The organism is Halomonas sp. SL18_1 (assembly GCF_055755715.1).
In genome coordinates, this window is sequence record NZ_JBVTRK010000001.1 from 4,120,445 (window position 1) to 4,141,733 (window position 21,289).

A 21,289-nucleotide genomic window follows, 5' to 3' on the forward strand; every position below is an offset into this window, starting at 1 on the left:
ACTCCTGCCCTTATTCGGCGCCAGTGAAGTCTTCGAGCGTCTCACCAGCGGCCAGGGTCACGTAAGCCTTGCGGTAGCCCTGGCGGCGGCCCAGACCGTGCGCGGTGCGCTTGGTCTTGCCCTTCATGTTCAGCACCTGGACGCGATCGACCTTCTTGCCGAACAGCGCCTGAACGGCCTGCTTGATCTCGGGCTTGGTCGCGTCGCTGGCCACCTTGAACACATACTGGTTGCGCTCGGCGGCGAAAGCGGCCTTCTCGGTCACATGGGGACCAAGCAGAACCTTGAATACGCGCTCCTGGTTCATGCCAGCTTCTCCTCGAATTTACGCAGGGCGGAGACGGTGACCAGCACCTTGTCGAAGGCGATCAGGCTCACCGGATCGGCGGCAGCGACGTCCACCACATCCACGTTGGGGATGTTGCGGGCGGCCAGATAGAGCTTCTCGTCGACCTCTTCGGTCACGATCAGCGCCTTCTCCAGGCCCAGCTCCTCGAGCTTCGCCACCAGCTGCTTGGTCTTGGGCGCATCGACGCTGATCGCATCGACGGCCACCAGGCGCTCTTGACGCACCAGCTCGGACAGGATGGCGCGCATGGCCGCGCGGTACATCTTGCGGTTGACCTTCTGGGTGTAGTCCTGCGGACGGGCCGCGAAGGTCACGCCGCCGCTGCGCCACAGCGGCGAGCGGATGGTGCCGGCACGGGCACGACCGGTGCCCTTCTGACGCCACGGCTTCTTGCCGCCGCCGCGCACTTCGGAACGGGTCTTCTGAGCGCGGGTGCCCTGACGACCACCGGCCAGGTAGGCGGTGACGACCTGGTGGACCAGCGCCTCGTTGAATTCTTTGCCAAAGGTGGCGTCGGACACTTCGACGGTACCCGCGCCTGCAGCAAGATTCAGATTCATCGGTTTATCCCCTTCAGCCAGCTTTGACGGCGCTGCGCACGATGACGTCGCTGCCGGTGGCACCGGGCACGGCACCCTTGATCAGCAGCAGGTTGCGTTCGGCGTCGACACGGACGACTTCCAGGCTCTGCACGGTGCAGCGGACATTGCCCATCTGACCGGCCATTTTCTTGCCCTTGAAGACGCGACCCGGGGTCTGACACATGCCGATGGAGCCCGGCGCGCGGTGCGACAGGGAGTTACCGTGGCTGTTGTCCTGGGTGCGGAAGTTCCAGCGCTTGACGGCGCCCTGGAAACCCTTGCCCTTGGAGGTGCCGGCCACATCGACCATCTGGCCAGCTTCGAAGAGGGATACGGTGAGTTCGCCGCCCACTTCCGGAGCCTCAGCGCCCTCTTCCAGGCGAAACTCCATCAGCGAACGACCGGCCTCGACACCCGCCTTGGCGTACTGACCCGCCTGGGCTTTGGTGAGGTGCTTGGCCTTGCGAGAGCCGGTTGTCACCTGAATCGCGGCGTAGCCGTCAGACTCAACGGTCTTGACGCGGGTTACGCGATTGGGATCAACCTCGATCACGGTCACGGGCACGGATGCGCCATCTTCGGTGAAGACACGGGTCATTCCGGCCTTCCTACCGACTAAACCGATAGTCATTCTCAGTCTCCTATAGTGTACGGGGCTATCACCCGCTATGGCTGCCCTTTCCAGAGCATTCCACTAGCACGTTGTGTGGCGCCTCACGGCGCGGCGGCTGCTGCTCGAACGCTGGCGACGAGCGCTGGGCCGCGGGTGTCTAGTGTTATCAGTCGAGCTTGATCTGCACGTCCACGCCGGCGGCGAGGTCGAGCTTCATCAGGGCATCAACGGTCTTTTCGGTCGGCTCGACGATATCGAGCACGCGCTTGTGAGTGCGGATCTCATACTGGTCGCGCGCGTCTTTATTGACGTGCGGCGAGATCAGCACGGTGTAGCGCTCACGGTTGGTCGGCAGCGGGATCGGACCGCGCACCTGAGCACCGGTACGCTTCGCGGTCTCGACGATCTCCGCGGCGGACTGGTCGATCAGGCGATGGTCGAAGGCCTTCAACCGAATGCGAATCTTCTGGTTCTGCATTTGCCCTAAACTCCAATGGATGTCGACGGCGCGAGCCGTCTACCCACGCATTTAAAGGATGCGCATTATAGGCGCGGCGCAACCGAGTGTCAAACACTCGTCGCGCTGCGCAGAAAGGGGGCCCCTCGCGGAGCCCCCTTCGATCAATCAGCAGCCGGTCGCTTACTGAACGATCTTGGCCACGACGTCGGCGCTGACGGTACGACCGCCTTCGCGGATGGCGAAGCGCAGACCTTCGTCCATGGCGATCGGAGCGATCAGGGTGACGACCATCTTGACGTTGTCGCCCGGCATGACCATCTCGACGCCTTCCGGCAGCTCACAGGTACCGGTCACGTCGGTGGTACGGAAATAGAACTGCGGACGGTAGCCCTTGAAGAACGGCGTGTGACGACCACCCTCTTCCTTGGACAGCACGTACACCTCGGCTTCGAAGATGGTGTGCGGGGTGATGGTGCCCGGCTTGGCCAGGACCTGGCCACGCTCGACTTCGTCACGCTTGGTGCCGCGCAGCAGGGCGCCGACGTTCTCACCGGCACGCCCTTCGTCGAGCAGCTTGCGGAACATCTCGACACCGGTCACCACGGTCTTGGTGGTGTCCTTGATGCCGACGATCTCGATCTCTTCGCCGGCCTTGATGATGCCGCGCTCGATACGACCGGTGACCACGGTGCCGCGACCGGAGATGGAGAAGACGTCCTCGATCGGCATCAGGAACGGCTGATCGATGGCGCGCTCCGGCTCGGGGATGTACTCGTCCAGGGCCTTGATCAGGTTGGCAACGGCGGTGGTGCCCATGCCGTTGTCGTCCTTGCCTTCCAGCGCCATCAGGGCGGAGCCGGTGATGATCGGGGTATCGTCGCCCGGAAAGTCGTACTCGTTGAGGAGCTCACGCACTTCCATCTCGACCAGCTCGAGCAGCTCCTCGTCGTCGACCATGTCTGCCTTGTTCAGGAACACGACGATGTACGGAACGCCAACCTGACGAGACAGCAGGATGTGCTCGCGGGTCTGCGGCATGGGGCCGTCGGCGGCGGAGCAGACCAGGATAGCGCCGTCCATCTGGGCAGCACCGGTGATCATGTTCTTCACGTAGTCGGCGTGACCCGGGCAGTCGACGTGCGCGTAGTGGCGCTCTTCGGACTGATACTCGACGTGAGAGGTGGCGATGGTGATACCGCGCTCACGCTCTTCCGGGGCGTTGTCGATGGTGTCGAACTCGCGCCAGTCGCCACCGAACACCTCGGCAGAGACGCGGGTCAGGGCCGCAGTCAGAGTGGTCTTGCCGTGGTCGACGTGACCGATGGTGCCGACGTTGACGTGCGGTTTGGAACGTTCAAATTTTTCCTTAGCCACTTCGATAACCTCTTTACGTTAGCTAACGGTTAACCGATTAACCTTTCTGGTTGATGACGGCTTCAACGACGCTGGAGGGCGCCTCGTCGTACTTCGCGAACTCCATGGAGTAGCTCGCACGGCCCTGGGTCTGAGAGCGCAGATCGGTGGCGTAACCGAACATCTCGCCCAGCGGCACCATTGCGCGGATGACCTTACCGGAAGAAGTGTCATCCATGCCCTGCACCAGACCGCGACGACGGTTCAGGTCGCCCATGACGTCACCCATGAAGTCCTCGGGGGTCACGACCTCGACCTTCATCATCGGCTCCAGCAGCACGGCCTTTGCCTTCCTGGCACCTTCCTTGACTGCCATGGAAGAGGCGACCTTGAACGCGTTCTCGTTAGAGTCCACGTCATGGTAGGAACCATCGTACAGCGTAACTTTGACGTCGATCATCGGGTAGCCCGCGATGACACCGTTCTGCAGCTGTTCAAAGGCCCCTTTCTCGACGGCGCCCACGTACTCCTTGGGCACGACGCCGCCAACGATCTCGGAGGCGAACTTGAAGTGCATCTCTTCGTCTTCGCCCTTGTCCGCGTCGGTGAGCGGCTCGATGCGCAGCCAGACGTGGCCATACTGGCCGCGACCGCCGGACTGGCGAACGAACTTGCCTTCCTGCTCCACGCTGCCGCGGATGGTTTCGCGGTAGGCCACCTGCGGCTTGCCGATGTTGGCCTCGACCTTGAACTCGCGACGCATGCGGTCGACGATGATGTCCAGGTGCAGCTCACCCATCCCGGAGATGATGGTCTGGCCGGTCTCCTCGTCGGTCTTGACCTGGAAGGAGGGATCCTCCTGAGCCAGCTTACCCAGGGCCACGCCCATCTTCTCCTGGTCGGCCTTGGACTTCGGCTCCACGGCCACGGAGATCACCGGGTCCGGGAACTCCATGCGCTCGAGGACGATCTTGCTCTCCAGATCGCACAGGGTGTCACCGGTGGTGACGTCCTTGAGGCCGATGCAGGCGGCGATGTCACCGGCGCGAACTTCCTTGATCTCTTCGCGGGAGTTGGCGTGCATCTGAACGATACGACCTACGCGCTCCTTCTTGCTCTTCACGGAGTTGAAGACGCTATCGCCGGAGTTGAGCACGCCTGAGTAGACGCGGATGAAGGTCAGGGTGCCGACAAAGGGATCGGTGGCGATCTTGAACGCCAGGGCGGCGAAAGGCGCCTTGTCGTCCGCTTCGCGGGTGGCGATGGTGCCATCCTTGTCGTCCAGCTCACCCTCGATGGCCTTGACCTCGGTGGGCGACGGCAGGTACTCGACTACGGCATCCAGCACCGCCTGCACGCCCTTGTTCTTGAACGCCGAACCGCAAGTGACCAGCACGATCTCGTTGTCCAGGGTGCGGCGACGCAGGCCGGCCTTGATCTCTTCCTTGGTCAGCTCGCCGCCTTCCAGGTACTTGTCCATCAGCTCTTCGGAGGCCTCGGCAGCCGCCTCGATCATCTCCTCGCGATACTTCGCGGCGGTTTCCTGAAGCTCGGCGGGGATATCGACCAGGTCGTAGGTCGCACCCAGATCCGCTTCGTTCCACAGGATCGCCTTCATCTCGAGCAGGTCGATGACGCCCTTGAAGTCTTCCTCGGTACCCCAGTTGATCTGGATCGGAACGGCGTTGGCGCCGAGACGCTCCTTGAGCTGGTCGACCACCATGAAGTAGTCGGCGCCGGTGCGGTCCATCTTGTTGACGAACACCATGCGCGGCACTTCGTACTTGTTGGCCTGACGCCAGACGGTCTCGGTCTGCGGCTGTACGCCGGAGGAGCCGCACAGCACCACCACGGCACCGTCGAGCACCCGCAGCGAACGCTCCACCTCAATGGTGAAGTCGACGTGCCCCGGCGTGTCGATGATGTTGATGCGGTGCTCATCGAACTGGTGGTTCATGCCCTTCCAGAAGGTGGTCACGGCAGCGGAGGTAATGGTGATACCCCGCTCCTGCTCCTGCTCCATCCAGTCGGTGGTGGAGGCACCTTCATGGGTCTCGCCCAGCTTGTGGTTGATGCCGGTATAGAACAGCACGCGCTCGGTCGTGGTGGTCTTGCCGGCATCGACGTGGGCGACGATCCCGATATTACGATAGCGGTTGAGTGGAGTCTTGCGAGCCACGGTGGAACTCCCCGTTGGTTGGCGATGCGCTTAGCGGCGCTGCGCTTAGAAGCGGTAGTGAGAGAAGGCCTTGTTGGCTTCTGCCATGCGATGCACGTCTTCACGCTTCTTGACAGCGGAGCCCTTGCCTTCGGAGGCATCGAGCATTTCGCCTGCGAGACGCTGCACCATGGTCTTCTCGCCACGCTTGCGGGCGGCGTCTACCAGCCAGCGCATGGCCAGCGCCTGGCGGCGCGAGGGGCGAACTTCCACGGGCACCTGATAGGTCGCACCGCCGACGCGGCGGGACTTGACCTCGACCATGGGCTGAATGGCTTCCAGCGCCTTGTCGAAGATCTCCAGCGGCTCTTCTTTACTGCGCTCGGCAACCGTGTCCAGCGCACCGTAGACGATGCGCTCAGCTGTGGACTTCTTGCCGCTGACCATCAGGTGGTTCATGAACTTCGCCAGACGCTCACTTCCGAACTTGGGATCCGGCAGAATCTCGCGCTTGGCTACAACTCTTCTTCTAGGCATGACAAGCCCTCTGTGAAGGGTCTTTCAGGCAAACCCGGCACTCACGCCATTACGCGACTCACGCTGCGCTGACGCCGTCCGGCCTTACTCTTATCAGACCGATATCAAAAAACGGTGGATACGAACGTCCGGGCCGATCAGGCCTTGGGACGCTTGGTGCCGTACTTGGAACGGCCCTGCTTACGGTTCTGCACGCCGGAGGTATCCAGGGCACCGCGCACGGTGTGGTAGCGCACACCCGGCAAGTCCTTGACACGGCCGCCGCGGATCAGGACCACGGAGTGTTCCTGAAGGTTGTGACCTTCACCGCCGATGTAGGAGGAAACCTCGAAGCCGTTGGTCAAGCGCACGCGGCAGACCTTACGCAGGGCCGAGTTCGGCTTCTTCGGGGTGGTAGTGTAGACGCGGGTGCAGACGCCGCGCTTCTGCGGGCAGGCCTGCAGCGCCGGCACGTCGCTCTTGGCGGCGGGGCGCTTGCGCGGCTTGCGCACGAGCTGATTGATCGTTGCCATATTGGTAGCTGACTCCAGTGGTTGCCTTGCCTTGCAGCGGGCGCGGGCGTACCCACCCCACTGTTAAAGGCTGCGCATTCTAATGTCTCACGTGCCCCGGCGTCAAGCCGGGGCACGTGGCCCCTGCCTGACGCGGCACGCGGTCTACAGGTCGTCGTCGTCCGAGTCTAGCGCGGTGAGCTGAGCGCCCAGCTCCTGCTCGACGTCGAAGGCCGACGGGTGAAGCAGCCGCTCGCTGTCCTCGCGCTTGCGGCGACGCTCCTGGTGATGGGCCAGGCCGGTCCCGGCCGGGATCAGGCGACCCACCACCACGTTCTCCTTGAGGCCGCGCAGGTAGTCGCGCTTGCCGGTGACCGCCGCCTCGGTCAGCACCCGGGTCGTCTCCTGGAAGGAGGCCGCGGAGATGAACGACTCGGTGGCCAGGCTGGCCTTGGTGATGCCCAGCAGCACACGCTGGTAGCGAGCCGGGAACTTCTCGTCCTTCTCCAGGCGCGCGTTCTGCTCCAGCACCCGCACCAGCTCCACCTGGTCGCCGGGGATGAAGTCGGAGTCACCGGCGTCGGTCACCTCTACCTTGCGCAGCATCTGACGCACGATCACTTCGATGTGCTTGTCGTTGATGCCCACGCCTTGGAGGCGGTAGACCTCCTGGATCTCGGCAGTGATGTACTTGGCCAGCTCCGCCACGCCCAGCAGGCGCAAGATATCATGCGGGTTGCTCGGGCCGTCGGAGATCACCTCGCCCTTCTCCACGGTCTCGCCTTCGAACACCGCGATCTGACGCCACTTGGGGATCAGCATCTCGAAGGGATCGCCGCCGTCGGTCGGAGTGATGGCCAGGCGGCGCTTGCCCTTGGTCTCCTTGCCGAAGCTGATCACGCCGCTGATCTCGGCCAGGATCGCCGGCTCCTTGGGCTTGCGTGCCTCGAAGAGGTCCGCCACCCGGGGCAGACCCCGGTGATGTCCTTGTTGCCGGACGCCTCCACCGGAATCCGCGCCACGATCTCGCCGACCCCGATCTGGGTGCCGTTATCGACCGAGACGATGGCCTTGCCGGGCAGCAGGTACTGCACCGGGGTGTTGGAGCCCGACACGCAGACCGGCTCGCCGGCCGCGTCGGTCAGCATGACCATCGGGCGCTTGTCGCGGCCGGCCTGGGGCCGCGCCGCCGACTCGATCACCTCGATGGAGGAGAGACCGGTCATCTCGTCCACGCTGCGGTGGATGGTGACACCCTCATCCATGTCGGTGTACTGCACCTGACCCTCGACTTCGGCGATGATCGGGTGAGTGTGCGGGTCCCACTTGGCCACGGCCTGGCCGGCATCGACGGCGTCGCCGTCCTTGACCGAAAGCTCGGCACCGTAGGGCAGCTTATAGTACTCGCGCTCGCGGCCGTGATCGTCGGCGACGGCCAGGGCGCTGGAGCGCGACACCACCACCAGCTTGCCGTCGGCGCGCTCCACGAACTTCATGTTGTGCAGGCGCACCCGGCCGCCGTGCTTGACCTGAACGCTGTCCACCGCGGAGGCCCGCGAAGCGGCGCCGCCGATGTGGAAGGTCCGCATGGTCAGCTGGGTGCCCGGCTCACCGATGGACTGGGCGGCGATGACGCCCACCGCCTCGCCGATGTTGACCTGGTGACCCCGCGCCAGATCCCGGCCGTAGCAGGAAGAGCAAACGCCGTGACCGGATTCACAGGTGATGGCGCTGCGCACCACGATCTCGTCGACGCCCATGGTGTCGAGTCGCTCGCACCAGGCCTCGTCGAGCAGCGTGCCCTTCTCGATCAGCACCTCCTCGGTGGCCGGGTCGACGACGTCCTGGGCCACCACCCGGCCCAGCACGCGCTGGGCCAGGGAGACGATGATGTCGCCGCCTTCGATCACCGGGTGCAGGGTCAGGCCGCGCTCGGTGCCGCAGTCGGTCTCGGTGATGACCATGTCCTGGGCCACGTCGACCAGACGACGGGTCAGGTAGCCGGAGTTGGCGGTCTTGAGTGCCGTGTCCGCCAGGCCTTTCCGCGCGCCGTGGGTGGAGATGAAGTACTGCAGGACGTTCAGGCCTTCACGGAAGTTGGCGACGATCGGCGTCTCGATGATCGAACCGTCCGGCTTGGCCATCAGGCCGCGCATGCCCGCCAACTGGCGGATCTGGGCGGCACTGCCCCGGGCACCGGAGTCGGCCATGATGAAGACGCTGTTAAAGGAGTCCTGCTCGACCTCGTTGCCGTCGCGATCGGTGACGGTCTCCTTCTCGATCCCGCGCATCATCGCCTTGGCCACCTTGTCGTTGGCCTTGGACCAGATGTCGATCACCTTGTTGTACTTCTCGCCAGCGGTGACGAGACCCGAGGAGAACTGATCCTCGATCTCCTTGACCTCGGCCTCGGCCGCATCGACGATCTCGGCCTTGGCCTCGGGGATGACGAAGTCGTTGACGCCGATGGAGGCGCCGGACCAGGTCGCCAGGCGGAAGCCGGTGTACATCAGCTGGTCGGCGAAGATCACCGTCGGCTTGAGGCCGGCGCGGCGATACACCTCGTTGAGCAGCTTGGAGATCGCCTTCTTCTTCATCGGCTGGTCGACCAGCTCGAAGGGCACGCCGTCGGGCAGGATGCGGAACAGCAGCGCCCGCCCCACGGTGGTGTCGTAGAGGTTGCGCACGATGCTTTGCTCGCCGCTCTCCTCGTCGATGACCACTTCGGTCAGGCGCACCTTGACCCGGGCGTGCAGATCGACGTGCTGGGTACCGAAGGCGCGCTCCACCTCGTTGAGGTCGGCGAACACCATGCCCTCGCCCTTGGCGTTGATGCGCTCGCGGGTCATGTAGTAGAGCCCCAGCACCACGTCCTGTGAGGGCACGATGATCGGCTCACCGTTGGCCGGCGACAGCACGTTGTTGGTGGCCATCATCAGCGCCCGGGCCTCGAGCTGGGCCTCCAGGGTCAGCGGCACGTGCACCGCCATCTGGTCGCCGTCGAAGTCGGCGTTGTAGGCGGCGCAGACCAGCGGGTGCAGCTGGATCGCCTTGCCCTCGATCAGCAGCGGCTCGAAGGCCTGGATGCCGAGACGGTGCAGGGTCGGGGCGCGGTTGAGCAGCACCGGATGCTCGCGGATGACATCGGCGAGGATGTCCCACACCTCGGGCAGCTCGCGCTCGACCATCTTCTTGGCCGCCTTGATGGTGGAGGCGTAACCCAGCGACTGCAGCTTGGAGTAGATGAACGGCTTGAACAGCTCCAGCGCCATCTTCTTGGGCAGGCCGCATTGGTGCAGGCGCAGGGTCGGACCCACGGTGATCACCGAGCGGCCGGAGTAGTCGACGCGCTTGCCCAGCAGGTTCTGACGGAAGCGCCCCTGCTTGCCCTTGATCATGTCGGCCAGGGACTTCAGGGGACGCTTGTTGGAGCCGGTGATGGCACGTCCGCGGCGGCCGTTGTCCAGCAGCGCGTCCACCGCCTCCTGCAGCATGCGCTTCTCGTTGCGCACGATGATGTCCGGCGCGTTGAGGTCGAGCAGGCGCTTCAAGCGGTTGTTGCGGTTGATCACCCGACGATAGAGATCGTTGAGGTCGGAGGTGGCGAAGCGTCCGCCGTCTAGCGGCACCAGCGGGCGCAGGTCCGGCGGCAACACCGGCAGCACCTCCATGACCATCCACGCCGGGTCGTTACCGGAGTTGAGGAAGGCCTCCAGCAGCTTGAGGCGCTTGGAGAGCTTCTTGATCTTGGTCTCGGAGTTGGTCTGCGGGATCTCCTCGCGCAGGCGCTCGACCTCCTCGGAGAGGTCGATGTCCTTGAGCAGCGCCTGGACCGCCTCGGCACCCATGCGGGCGTCGAAGTCGTCACCGAACTCCTCGAGCGCCTCGAAGTACTGCTCGTCGTTGAGCAGCTGGCCGCGCTCCAGCGTGGTCATGCCGGGTCGATGACCACGAAGCTCTCGAAATAGAGCACCCGCTCGATGTCGCGCAGGGTCATGTCCAGGAACATGCCGATGCGCGACGGCAGCGACTTGAGGAACCAGATATGGGCGACCGGGCTTGCCAGCTCGATATGGCCCATGCGCTCGCGGCGCACGGCGGCCTTAGTGACCTCCACGCCGCACTTCTCGCAGATGATGCCGCGGTGCTTCATGCGCTTGTACTTGCCGCACAGGCACTCGTAGTCCTTCACCGGGCCGAAGATCTTGGCGCAGAAGAGCCCGTCCCGCTCCGGCTTGAAGGTGCGGTAGTTGATGGTCTCGGGCTTCTTGACCTCGCCGTAGGACCAGGAGCGGATCATGTCTGGCGACGCCAGGGTGATCTTGATCGCGTCGAACTCTTCGGTCTGCGACTGCGATTTGAGGACTTTCACCAAATCTTTCATGGAGTCGGCTCCTAGCTCTCTAACTCGATATCGATGCCCAGCGAACGGATTTCCTTCACCAGCACGTTGAAGGACTCCGGCATGCCGGCATGCATGGTGTGGTCGCCGTCGACGATGCTCTTGTACATCTTGGTGCGACCCTCCACGTCGTCGGACTTCACCGTGAGCATCTCCTGGAGGGTGTAGGCGGCACCGTAGGCTTCCAGCGCCCAGACCTCCATCTCGCCGAAGCGCTGTCCGCCGAACTGCGCCTTGCCGCCCAGCGGCTGCTGGGTGACCAGCGAGTAGGAGCCGGTGGAACGGGCGTGCATCTTGTCGTCCACCAGGTGGTTGAGCTTGAGCATGTACATGTAGCCCACCGTGACCTGGCGGTCGAAGGCGTCGCCGCTGCGGCCGTCGTAGAGCGTCATCTGACCGGAGTCGGGCAGGTCGGCCAGGCGCAGCAACTGCTTGATCTCCTGCTCCTCGGCGCCGTCGAAGACCGGCGAGGCCATGGGCACCCCCTGCTGAAGGTTCTTGGCCATGGCGATGATTTCGTCATCGGTCAGGGTGCTCAAGTCCTCCACCCGGGTGCCCGGGGTGTTGTAGACCTTGCCGAGGAAGTCGCGCAGCTGAGCGACCTGCTGGTCGCGGGCTTCGCGCAGCATGGCCTGGATCTTCATCCCCAGCCCATGCGCCGCCAGGCCCAGGTGGGTCTCGAGGATCTGACCGACGTTCATGCGCGACGGCACGCCCAAGGGGTTCAACACCACGTCCACCGGCTCGCCGTTGTCGTCGAAGGGCATGTCCTCGATCGGCATGATCGCCGAGATGACACCCTTGTTGCCGTGACGACCGGCCATCTTGTCGCCCGGCTGGATGCGGCGCTTGACCGCCATGTAGACCTTGACGATCTTCAGCACGCCCGGCGCCAGGTCGTCGCCCTGGGTCAGCTTGCGCTTCTTGTCCTCGAAGCGCTCCTCCATCTCCTTGCGACGATTCTCCAGCTGCTCGTCGGCCTGGGCCAGCAGCTCGTTGAGGGTCTCGTCCTGCAGGCGCAGCTTGAACCACTGCTGGCGGGGCAGCTCCTCCAGATAGCTTTCGGAGAGCAGATCATCCTTCTTGAGCTTGGGCCCGCCGTTGACCGGCTGGCCGGCCAGAGTGCGCTTGAGGCGCTCGAAGGTGGCGTCCTCGGCGATCCGGTAGGTCTCCTGAAGATCCTTGCGCACCTCGTCGAGCTGCATCTGCTCGATGGAGAGCGCCCGGGAATCCTTCTCCACGCCGTCGCGAGTGAAGACCTGGACGTCGATGACGGTGCCCTTCATGCCGGTGGGGGCACGCAGGGAGGTGTCCTTCACGTCGGAAGCCTTCTCGCCGAAGATCGCCCGCAGCAGCTTCTCTTCCGGGGTCAGCTGGGTCTCGCCCTTGGGGGTGACCTTGCCCACCAGGATGTCGCCCGGGCCCACCTCGGCACCGATGTAGACCACGCCGGCCTCGTCCAGCTTGGCCAGGGCGGATTCCCCCACGTTGGGAATGTCGGAGGTGATCTCCTCCGGCCCCAGCTTGGTGTCGCGGGAGACGCAGGTGAGCTCCTGGATGTGGATGGTGGTGAAACGGTCTTCCTGGACCACCCGCTCGGAGAGCAGGATGGAGTCCTCGAAGTTGTAGCCGTTCCAGGGCATGAAGGCGATGCGCATGTTCTGACCCAGGGCCAGGTCGCCCATGTCCACCGAGGGGCCATCGGCGAGGATGTCGCCACGCTCGACCACGTCACCGGGGCGCACGATGGGGCGCTGGTTCATGCAGGTGTTCTGGTTGGACCGCACATACTTGGTGAGGTTGTAGATATCGACGCCGGCCTCGCCGCCGATGATCTCGTCCTCGTTGATCCGCACCACGATGCGCTTGGCGTCGACCGAGTCGATCACCCCGCCGCGACGCGCCACGGCGCAGACGCCGGAGTCCCGGGCGACGAAGCGCTCCATGCCGGTGCCGACCAGCGGCTTGTCGGCACGCAGGGTGGGCACCGCCTGGCGCTGCATGTTGGCCCCCATCAGGGCGCGGTTGGCGTCATCGTGCTCGAGGAACGGAATCAGCGCCGCGGCCACGGACACCACCTGACGCGGGAGACGTCCATCAGGGTCACCTGCTCGGGACGCATGAAGGTGGTCTCGCCCTTGTGACGCACCTGCACCAGGTCATCGACCAGGCGGCCGTTCTCATCGACGCCAGCCGAGGCCTGGGCGATGACGAAGTCGCCCTCCTCGATGGCGGAGAGATGCACCACGTCATCGGTCACCTGGGCATCCACAACCTTGCGGTACGGCGTCTCCAGGAAGCCGTAGCTGTTGGTGTGGCTGTAGGTGGCCAGGGAGTTGATCAGGCCGATGTTGGGGCCTTCCGGCGTCTCGATCGGACAGAGGCGGCCGTAGTGAGTGGCGTGAACGTCGCGCACCTCGAACCCGGCCCGCTCGCGGGTCAGGCCGCCCGGGCCGAGTGCGGAGACGCGGCGCTTGTGGGTGACCTCGGAGAGCGGGTTGTTCTGATCCATGAACTGGGAGAGCTGGCTGGAGCCGAAGAACTCCTTGACCGCCGCAGCGACGGGCTTGGCGTTGATCAGGTCCTGAGGCATCAGGCCCTCGCTCTCGGCCATGGAGAGGCGCTCCTTGACCGCGCGCTCGACGCGCACCAGGCCGACGCGGAACTGGTTCTCGGCCATCTCACCGACGCAGCGGATGCGACGGTTGCCCAGGTGATCGATATCGTCGACTTCGCCGAAGCCGTTACGGATATGGATCAGCTCCTTGAGCACATCGAGGATATCGCGGTTGTCGAGCACGCCGGAGCCGGTGTCGGCGTCGCGACGCAGGCGACGGTTGAACTTCATGCGGCCAACGCCGGAGAGGTCGTAGCGGTCCTCGGTGAAGAACAGGTTGTGGAACAGCGTCTCGGCGGCCTCCTTGGTGGGGGCTCGCCGGGACGCATCATGCGATAGATCTCGACCAGCGCCTCGAGCTGTGACCCGGTGGTATCCAGCTTGAGGGTATCGGAGATGAAGGGGCCACAGTCGAGGTCGTTGGTGTAGAGGGTCTCGAGGCTGGTGGTACCCGCCTGGGCCAGCTTCTCGAGCAGCTCGGGGGTGATCTCGGTATTACAGGGGCAGAGCAGCTCGCCGGTGTTGGCGTCGACCTGATCCTTGGCCAGGGTCTTGCCGTAGAGGTACTCCATCGGCACCTCGAGGCGTTCGAGGCCGGCCTTCTCCAGCTGGCGAATATGCTTCTGAGTGATCCGCCGACCTTCCTCGACGATCAGGTTGCCTTCGCCATCCTTGATGTCGAAGGTGGCGGTCTCGCCGCGCAGGCGCGACGGCACCAGCTCCACGGAGAAGCCGGAGCGCTCGATATGAAAGGTGCTGGTCTCGAAGAACTCGTCGAGGATCTCCTCGGCGCTCATGCCCAGCGCGCGCAGCAACACCGTGGCCGGCAGCTTGCGGCGACGGTCGATACGCACGAAGACGCTGTCCTTGGGATCGAACTCGAAGTCGAGCCAGGAGCCGCGGTAGGGAATCACCCGGGCCGAATAGAGCAGCTTGCCTGACGAGTGGCTCTTGCCCTTGTCATGGTCGAAGAACACGCCCGGAGAGCGGTGAAGCTGGGAGACGATGACCCGCTCGGTGCCATTGACCACGAAGGTGCCGTTCTCGGTCATCAGGGGGATCTCCCCCATGTAGACTTCCTGCTCCTTGATGTCCTTGATGGCCTTGTTCGAGGAGTCACGATCGTAGATGATCAGACGAACCTTGACGCGCAGCGGCGCGGAGTAGGTCACGCCGCGCAGCTGACACTCCTTGACGTCGAAGGCCGGGGTGCCAAAGCGATAGCTGACGTACTCGAGGGCGGCGTTGCCGGAGAAGCTCTCGATTGGGAACACAGACTTGAAGGCCGCGTGCAGGCCGATATCGAGACGCTCCTCGGCCGAACGGTCCTGCTGGAGGAAGTCGTAATAGGAATCAAGCTGGATCGCCAGCAGGTAGGGCACATCCATCACTTGGGGCAGTTTGCCGAAATCCTTGCGGATGCGTTTTTTCTCAGTGTATGAGTAAGCCATCTGTATTCCCCAGCTTGTTCACCATGGGTGACCGATGCGTGGTCGGCGCCACCCGACAGGCTCGGCCCTGTCAGGCGCTGACGGCAAGCCCCCTGTGGGTAGCTCGCCGTCGGGATTCTTCTAGCGACGCTGCGTAAGCAAGACGCTAGTGCAACAGAAAAAGGCCGGCAGCGGGAGGGCCCGCCACCAGCCGTGGAAGCTTACGCAGCGCGTGAAGCCATGGGCACAAGGATTACTTGAGCTCCACGCTCGCGCCGGCTTCTTCCAGCTTCGCCTTGGCCGCTTCGGCGTCTTCCTTGGACATGCCTTCCTTGATGGTCGCCGGTGCACCGTCGACGGCACCCTTGGCTTCCTTCAGGCCCAGGCCGGTCAGCTCGCGGACGGCCTTGATGACGTTGACCTTCTTGTCGCCGGCAGCGGTCAACACCAGGTCGAACTCGGTCTGCTCTTCGACGGCTTCGGCTTCGCCACCACCCGGGCCAGCGACCACGGCGGCAGCGGCAGAGACGCCGAATTTCTCTTCCATCGCTTCGATCAGCTCGACGACTTCCATCACGGACATGTCGGCGACGGCGTTGATGATGTCTTCTTTGGTCAGTGCCATTTTCGTATTCCTACCTTTGCGGGAGCCTCGGCGTGCCGAGCGCTCGTCTATTCAGTGTTCGATTCAGGCTGCAGCGTTGAGTTCGCCAATCAGGCGGCCGCTTCCTGCTTCTGGTCGCGCAGGGCCGCAAGGGTGCGGACCAGCTTGCCGGCGGACGCTTCCTTCATGACGGACATCAGCTTGGCGATGGCCTCGTCGTAGGTCGGCAGGCTCGCCAGACGGTCGATGTCGCCAGCCGGGATCAGCTCGCCTTCGTAGGCCAGCGCCTTGACTTCGAAGCTCTTCTCTTCTTTGGCAAAATCCTTGAACAGACGGGCGGCAGCGCCCGGATGCTCGGTGGAAAAGGCCAGCAGAGTCGGACCCACGAAGCTCTCGTTCAGGCACTCCCACTGAGTGCCCTCGAGGGCGCGACGTGCCAGGGTGTTGCGAACAACACGCAGCTGGACGCCATTCTCGCGTGCCTGCTTGCGCAGGCCGGTCATCTTCTCGACCGTAACGCCACGAGAATCGGCAACAACGACGGAGAGTGCGCCCTTGGCGGCTTCACTGACCTCGGCAACGATCGCCTTCTTGCCTTCAAGTGCTAGTGGCACAGTGATCACTCCTTCGCGCCGGAACCGCAGAGCGGTGTCCGGGGGTTACCATCTCTTCCGTCACACGCCAGGCGGCAACGGAAGTCCAGGGTGATGGTGCTCACCAGCGGCGACTGGCGGACACACCATCTGCGCAGGCATCCCTAAGCGGAAAGATTAAGCCGCTCTTCGCGTGAGGAGCGGCGCCTGCGGTCTTTGACGGTGCCCCGCCGAGACTGAATGCATCAGCGCACGGGGACCGCAAAGTTCTTGCAACCGGCCGAATCAGGCCGCGCCGATCAAACCAGCGCGGAATGATCGATGGTCACACCCGGGCCCATGGTGGTGGACAGGGTGACCTTCTTGAAATAAACGCCCTTGGAGGTGCTCGGCTTGAGCCGCTTGAGATCGGCGATCAGCGCTTCCAGGTTGCCCTGAATGGCGGCGGCGTCGAAATCGACCTTGCCAAGGGTGGTATGAATGATGCCGTTCTTGTCGGTACGGAAGCGCACCTGACCCGCCTTGGCGTTCTTGACGGCAGTGGCCACGTCGGGCGTCACGGTGCCGACCTTGGGGTTCGGCATCAGGCCGCGCGGACCGAGGATCTGGCCCAGCTGGCCGACCACGCGCATGGCGTCCGGCGAGGCGATGACCACGTCGAAATCGAGCTGGCCCTTCTTGACCTGCTCGGCCAGGTCGTCCATGCCGACGATATCGGCACCGGCTTCCTTGGCCGCATCGGCGTTGGCACCCTGGGTAAAGACCGCCACCCGGACGTCCTTGCCGGTACCGTTGGGCATCACGGTCGCACCGCGAACCACCTGATCGGATTTTCGCGGATCGACACCGAGATTAACGGCAACGTCCAAGGACTCCTTGAACTTGACGGTGGACAGCTCGGCGAGCAGGGCCACGGCCTCCTCGAGGGAGTAGGCCTTGGAGGTGTCGACCTTTTCGCGAATCTGCTGCGCACGCTTGGAAAGCTTGGCCATGATCAGAGACCCTCCACGTTGAGGCCCATGCTGCGGGCGCTACCGGCAATGGTACGCACCGCGGCGTCGAGATCGGCTGCCGTCAGATCCGGCTCCTTGGTCTTGGCGATCTCTTCGAGCTGTTCGCGGGTCACGGTACCGACCTTCTTCTTGTTCGGCTCGCCGGAGCCGGACTTGATGCCAGCCGCCTTCTTCAGCAGGACCGCGGCGGGCGGGGTCTTGGTGATGAAGGTAAAGCTGCGATCGGAATAGACGGTAATCACCACGGGAGTGGGCAGACCCGGCTCGATCTCCTGGGTCGCGGCGTTGAACGCCTTGCAGAACTCCATGATGTTCACGCCGTGCTGACCCAGCGCGGGGCCCACGGGGACTCGGGTTGGCTTTACCCGCTGCGACCTGCAGCTTGATGTAAGCCTGGACTTTCTTGGCCATGTGTAGACTCCAGTTGGGTAGTAGCGCCTCGGAAAACACCGCTCGACTTGAGCGTGCTCCTTGCGGCTCCCCGGTTACGCGGCTGCTTCAGCGGCCGCCTTACAGATGCCAGGACGAGCGGATCACTCCTTCTCGACCTGTGCGAATTCCAGCTCGACAGGAGTGGCCCGACCGAAGATCAGCACGCTGACCTGCAGGCGACTCTTGTCGTAGTTGACCTCTTCGACCACGCCGTTGAAATCGGCGAAGGGGCCGTCGATGACACGAACGGACTGCCCCGGCTCGAACAGCGTCTTGGGGCGCGGCTTGTCGGTGCCGTCTTTGACACGACGCAGGATGGCATCGGCTTCCTTCTGGGTAATTGGCGCCGGCTTCTCCTTGGTGCCACCGATGAACCCCATCACGCGAGGCGTCTCGTTGACCAGGTGCCAGGTGGCGTCATCCATCTCCATCTCGACCAGCACGTAGCCGGGATAGAACTTGCGCTCACTCTTGCGACGCTTGCCGTCGCGCATCTCGACGACCTCTTCGGTCGGCACCAGGATTTCGCCGAAGCGATCCTCCATGCCATACATCTTCACGCGCTCGATGAGCGAGCGCATGACATGCTTCTCGAAGCCGGAGTAGGCGTGAACGACGTACCAACGCTTGGACATGAAAACTCCTAACCGATAACGCCGGACATCGCCCAGCTCAGAAGAGTGTCGATCAGCCACAGCATCAGCCCCACGACCAGCACAGCCACCAGCACGATGGCGGTGGTCTGAACGGTCTCGGGGCGCGTCGGCCAGACCACGCGCTGGATCTCCTTCTTGGCGCTCTTGGCCAGCTCGGCCAGCTCCCGACCCTTGACGGTGGTCAGGGCGAGCACGCCGGCGAGGGCACAGAGGGCAACCACGCCCAGCACGCGGTAGAGAATGGCCACGTCGGCGAAGTAGGTGTTGCCGACGACAGCCACTACCAGCAGAGTGACGATAACCGCCCACTTGAGCCCGTCGTGGCGCGAGTCCTGCACCTCGGCGTTATGTTTCATAAAAACGAGACTCCTCAGGGTGCGGCAGCGAATCGTGTTCTGAAAGGCATGTAGATGGCGCTTCGCGCCTGCGCCAACCTGGGGAAGGTTGGCAGGCCAGGAGGGAATCGAACCCCCAACCTGCGGTTTTGGAGACCGCTGCTCTGCCAATTGAGCTACTGGCCTGTATTTGCTGAACGCCGCCACCCTTTGCAGGCGGCGGTGACAACAGCGGGCGCCATGATAGCGAAGCCTGACTCGCCTGACAACCCCTTTCGGGCACCGGGTGCCGCGAAATAAAAGGCGAGCCGAGGCTCGCCTTTTTTATATTTGGAGCTCATGGACGGATTTGAACCGTCGACCTCACCCTTACCAAGGGTGTGCTCTACCCCTGAGCTACATGAGCCAAACTCTGCCTGGAGCGGGTAGCGGGAATCGAACCCGCATCATCAGCTTGGAAGGCTGAGGTTCTACCATTGAACTATACCCGCCTACCCACTCTGGCCGTCGAATCGCCAAAGCCGATTACGACAAAAACTTGGTGGAGGGGGAAGGATTCGAACCTTCGAAGCTTTCGCGGCAGATTTACAGTCTGCTCCCTTTGGCCACTCGGGAACCCCTCCAACTGGCGGCCTGATTCTACCGCCTCCGGTTGCCGTGTCAAGCGCTTATTTATCAGCGACTTGCCTCTGGGCGCATCTCGCTGGAGATGCCCTCGCCCCCGGAACGCGCTGCATTGTGTCAAAGCAGCATGGAGAATGCAAGGCCGGCGCGAATTTTTTCCAGGCCGGCCGGTGCCGGCACCCTGGGCGCCCCCGACATCCGCCCGGCCCGCTCGGCGGCCGTCAGCGGGAAGCACGCCTCGAGGCCTGCATAGACCATGTCGGGCCAGATGGCGTGGGGGACTGGACTCCCCGCGCGACCACGCGCGCATCGCCTCCCGTCAGCAGCATCGGCAGGGCGACGCCCTCTCGGTCGCACACCTCCGCATAGATTCGGTTGATCGCGCTGACCGCCGCCAGGAAGATGCCGTGGTTGACCGCCTCGACGGTGCGCTGCCCCGGCAACAGCAGCTCTTCGGCCTCGCTGTCGGGATCTATGGCCACATTGCGGGTACCGAGCTTCAGGCTCTCCTTCATCAGCCGCAGGCCGGGAATGATGTAGCCCCCAGGTGGCGCCCGCCGGGCAGCACGAAGTCCACGGTGATAGCACTGCCGCAATCGACCGCACAGCAACCACCGGCCAGCTGGTAGCCGGCCAGCACGCCCATCCAGCGATCCACGCCCAGCCGATGCGGCTCCTCATAGCCGTTGACGACCCCCAGGGCCTCGGGCGCCGAGCGAGCCACATGCACCAGTGCCACGCGATCCTGCAGCAGCGAGACCGTCTGCCCCAGCACTGCCGCCCGGGCCACGCTGGAGATGCGCACCGCCTCGACCACGTCCAGGTCCGGGATATCGGAGCCCGGCTTCCACTCCTCCCGGGTCCACACCGCCCCCCGCGAGCGGATCTCGCTGCTGTCGGCATCCTTGAGCCGCCACTTGGACAGCGTATTGCCGATGTCCAGATCCAGGATCATGAACGACCACGCACGCTAATTTCCCCACCGGCCAGCCGCTCCCGCGCCTCTCCTCGACGAATCCACAGGTTGCCGGATGCGTCCACCGACTCGGCCACGGCGTCGAGACGCTGTCCCTGGCTGAGCACTTCGATAGCGCAGCCGGCAAAGGCATGACGGACATTCCACTCGGCCTGCCAGGCGGCAAAGCCCTGGCGCTCGTAGCCCGCCATCATCGGCAGCAGCTCTTCCAGCAGCTCCACGGCCAGCGCATTGCGCGAGAGCCCCGGTGCCTGGTCGTGCACCGCCACCACCGGCTGCTCGATGCGCTCCCGAAACGTCGACGGCAGACTGACGTTGATCCCCATCCCCACGATCGCCTCGCAAGGACCCGCCGTATCGCCACTGATCTCCACCAGGATTCCGGCGAGCTTGGCCAGTCGGCCGTCTTCCCCTTCGAGCAGGACATCGTTGGGCCACTTGAGCCGGGGGTCACACCATGGCGTTCCAGGACGCGAGCCAACGCCACGCCCACGGCGAGACTCAGCCCCTCCAGGGAGGCGATGCCCGAGTCGAACCGCCAGCCAAGCGAGAGCATCAGGGCACGCCCCCAGGGGGTAGACCAGCTTCGACCACGCCGCCCTCGCCCCTCGCTCTGCTGCTCGACCAGACACACCTCGGCATGCCCGGCCCCTTGGTCGAAGCGCTGACGAATGAACTGGTTGCTCGATGGCAGCGTCTCCTCGACGAACAGCCGCGTCAGATGCTGCCTTCCCGTGCGGGACAGGCCGGCGATAATGGCGCTCCCGTCCATCAGCTCCAGCGGCTCCGAGAGTCGATAGCCTTGGCCCTTGACGGCCTCTAGGGGAATATCCAGTGCTTCGAGCTTCTTCAGCTGCTTCCACACCGCAGTGCGCGAAACGCCAAGCCGCTCGCCCAGCTGTTCGCCGGAATGAAATTCACCGTCGCTGAGCAAGCGAATCAGTTCACCGATGGTCATGCCCTATGCCCCAGCGGGAAAAGGCCCATTCTAGCGGAACTGGCGCAGGCCCGGAAACGCACCGCCCGGAAAAACCAAGCCCCCGAGCGCTTTCGCACTGCCCTAAC

The 21,289-nt window shown here is 64.0% G+C and carries 12 protein-coding genes, 4 tRNA genes and 6 pseudogenes; all 22 read right to left on the reverse strand.

All coding sequences use genetic code 11. The features are described from left to right. Nucleotides 1-10: 10 nt before the first annotated feature. Nucleotides 11-307: a 50S ribosomal protein L23 gene (rplW, locus tag ACSJDS_RS21130; RefSeq protein ID WP_473034926.1), complete on the reverse strand. Its 297-nt coding sequence runs from the start codon at nucleotides 305-307 to the stop codon at nucleotides 11-13. Next, on the reverse strand, nucleotides 304-909 hold the full coding sequence (gene rplD / locus ACSJDS_RS21135; protein ID WP_473034927.1) for a 50S ribosomal protein L4: 606 nt from the start codon (nucleotides 907-909) through the stop codon (nucleotides 304-306). Before rplD ends, rplW begins: the two co-directional genes overlap by 4 nt. Before the next feature lie 13 nt (nucleotides 910-922). After that, the gene (gene rplC / locus ACSJDS_RS21140; protein ID WP_473034928.1) at nucleotides 923-1,561 is read right to left on the reverse strand and encodes a 50S ribosomal protein L3; all 639 of its coding nucleotides are present in this window, start codon (nucleotides 1,559-1,561) and stop codon (nucleotides 923-925) included. A gap of 148 nt (nucleotides 1,562-1,709) precedes the next feature. Continuing rightward, entirely contained in the window at nucleotides 1,710-2,021 is a 312-nt protein-coding gene (gene rpsJ / locus ACSJDS_RS21145; protein WP_021819602.1) for a 30S ribosomal protein S10, read from the reverse strand. A gap of 162 nt (nucleotides 2,022-2,183) precedes the next feature. Beyond that, the gene (gene tuf, locus ACSJDS_RS21150; protein ID WP_473034929.1) at nucleotides 2,184-3,377 is read right to left on the reverse strand and encodes an elongation factor Tu; all 1,194 of its coding nucleotides are present in this window, start codon (nucleotides 3,375-3,377) and stop codon (nucleotides 2,184-2,186) included. Nucleotides 3,378-3,414: 37 nt separating this feature from the next. Next, nucleotides 3,415-5,535 carry an elongation factor G gene (fusA, locus tag ACSJDS_RS21155; RefSeq protein WP_473034930.1) on the reverse strand — a complete coding sequence of 707 codons (2,121 nt, stop codon included), beginning with the start codon at nucleotides 5,533-5,535 and terminating at the stop codon, nucleotides 3,415-3,417. Nucleotides 5,536-5,580: 45 nt separating this feature from the next. Continuing rightward, complete coding sequence (rpsG, locus tag ACSJDS_RS21160) at nucleotides 5,581-6,051, reverse strand: 30S ribosomal protein S7 (protein WP_238978563.1); 471 nt, start codon at nucleotides 6,049-6,051, stop codon at nucleotides 5,581-5,583. Nucleotides 6,052-6,188: 137 nt separating this feature from the next. Next, entirely contained in the window at nucleotides 6,189-6,563 is a 375-nt protein-coding gene (rpsL, locus tag ACSJDS_RS21165) for a 30S ribosomal protein S12 (protein ID WP_473034931.1), read from the reverse strand. 144 nt (nucleotides 6,564-6,707) lie between these two features. Then, a pseudogene (rpoC, locus tag ACSJDS_RS21170) lies at nucleotides 6,708-10,926 on the reverse strand (DNA-directed RNA polymerase subunit beta'). An 11-nt stretch (nucleotides 10,927-10,937) separates the two neighbouring features. Beyond that, nucleotides 10,938-15,012: pseudogene (gene rpoB, locus ACSJDS_RS21175) on the reverse strand (DNA-directed RNA polymerase subunit beta). Nucleotides 15,013-15,244: 232 nt separating this feature from the next. Continuing rightward, on the reverse strand, nucleotides 15,245-15,616 hold the full coding sequence (gene rplL / locus ACSJDS_RS21180) for a 50S ribosomal protein L7/L12 (protein ID WP_473034932.1): 372 nt from the start codon (nucleotides 15,614-15,616) through the stop codon (nucleotides 15,245-15,247). A gap of 89 nt (nucleotides 15,617-15,705) precedes the next feature. Continuing rightward, the gene (gene rplJ / locus ACSJDS_RS21185) at nucleotides 15,706-16,209 is read right to left on the reverse strand and encodes a 50S ribosomal protein L10 (protein ID WP_473034933.1); all 504 of its coding nucleotides are present in this window, start codon (nucleotides 16,207-16,209) and stop codon (nucleotides 15,706-15,708) included. A gap of 347 nt (nucleotides 16,210-16,556) precedes the next feature. Further along, nucleotides 16,557-17,180: pseudogene (rplA, locus tag ACSJDS_RS21190) on the reverse strand (50S ribosomal protein L1); the annotation flags it as partial. Nucleotides 17,181-17,182: 2 nt separating this feature from the next. Then, nucleotides 17,183-17,612: pseudogene (gene rplK, locus ACSJDS_RS21195) on the reverse strand (50S ribosomal protein L11). Nucleotides 17,613-17,734: 122 nt separating this feature from the next. Then, nucleotides 17,735-18,268 carry a transcription termination/antitermination protein NusG gene (gene nusG, locus ACSJDS_RS21200; RefSeq protein WP_238978558.1) on the reverse strand — a complete coding sequence of 178 codons (534 nt, stop codon included), beginning with the start codon at nucleotides 18,266-18,268 and terminating at the stop codon, nucleotides 17,735-17,737. 8 nt (nucleotides 18,269-18,276) lie between these two features. Then, nucleotides 18,277-18,645 (reverse strand): preprotein translocase subunit SecE, encoded by a 369-nt coding sequence (secE, locus tag ACSJDS_RS21205; protein ID WP_473034934.1) that lies wholly within the window; start codon nucleotides 18,643-18,645, stop codon nucleotides 18,277-18,279. A gap of 89 nt (nucleotides 18,646-18,734) precedes the next feature. Continuing rightward, nucleotides 18,735-18,810: transfer RNA gene (locus tag ACSJDS_RS21210), tRNA-Trp, on the reverse strand. A 145-nt stretch (nucleotides 18,811-18,955) separates the two neighbouring features. Beyond that, nucleotides 18,956-19,030, reverse strand: a tRNA-Thr gene (locus ACSJDS_RS21215). Nucleotides 19,031-19,041: 11 nt separating this feature from the next. Beyond that, nucleotides 19,042-19,115 (reverse strand) — tRNA-Gly (locus tag ACSJDS_RS21220). A gap of 48 nt (nucleotides 19,116-19,163) precedes the next feature. Continuing rightward, a tRNA-Tyr gene (locus tag ACSJDS_RS21225) sits at nucleotides 19,164-19,247 on the reverse strand. Nucleotides 19,248-19,365: 118 nt separating this feature from the next. After that, nucleotides 19,366-20,203: pseudogene (locus ACSJDS_RS21230) on the reverse strand (type III pantothenate kinase). Next, nucleotides 20,200-21,182 (reverse strand): annotated as a pseudogene (locus tag ACSJDS_RS21235) (biotin--[acetyl-CoA-carboxylase] ligase). Before ACSJDS_RS21235 ends, ACSJDS_RS21230 begins: the two co-directional pseudogenes overlap by 4 nt. Between the last annotated feature and the right edge of the window lie 107 nt (nucleotides 21,183-21,289).

What these genes read in the sequence shown, in the direction of transcription:
- rplW (WP_473034926.1), bottom strand. Translation starts at nt 307, where the DNA reads ATGAACCAGGAGCGCGTATTCAAGGTTCTGCTTGGTCCCCATGTGACC.
- rplD (WP_473034927.1), bottom strand. Translation starts at nt 909, where the DNA reads ATGAATCTGAATCTTGCTGCAGGCGCGGGTACCGTCGAAGTGTCCGAC.
- rplC (WP_473034928.1), bottom strand. Translation starts at nt 1,561, where the DNA reads ATGACTATCGGTTTAGTCGGTAGGAAGGCCGGAATGACCCGTGTCTTC.
- rpsJ (WP_021819602.1), bottom strand. Translation starts at nt 2,021, where the DNA reads ATGCAGAACCAGAAGATTCGCATTCGGTTGAAGGCCTTCGACCATCGC.
- rpsG (WP_238978563.1), bottom strand. Translation starts at nt 6,051, where the DNA reads ATGCCTAGAAGAAGAGTTGTAGCCAAGCGCGAGATTCTGCCGGATCCC.
- rpsL (WP_473034931.1), bottom strand. Translation starts at nt 6,563, where the DNA reads ATGGCAACGATCAATCAGCTCGTGCGCAAGCCGCGCAAGCGCCCCGCC.
- rplL (WP_473034932.1), bottom strand. Translation starts at nt 15,616, where the DNA reads ATGGCACTGACCAAAGAAGACATCATCAACGCCGTCGCCGACATGTCC.
- nusG (WP_238978558.1), bottom strand. Translation starts at nt 18,268, where the DNA reads ATGTCCAAGCGTTGGTACGTCGTTCACGCCTACTCCGGCTTCGAGAAG.
- secE (WP_473034934.1), bottom strand. Translation starts at nt 18,645, where the DNA reads ATGAAACATAACGCCGAGGTGCAGGACTCGCGCCACGACGGGCTCAAG.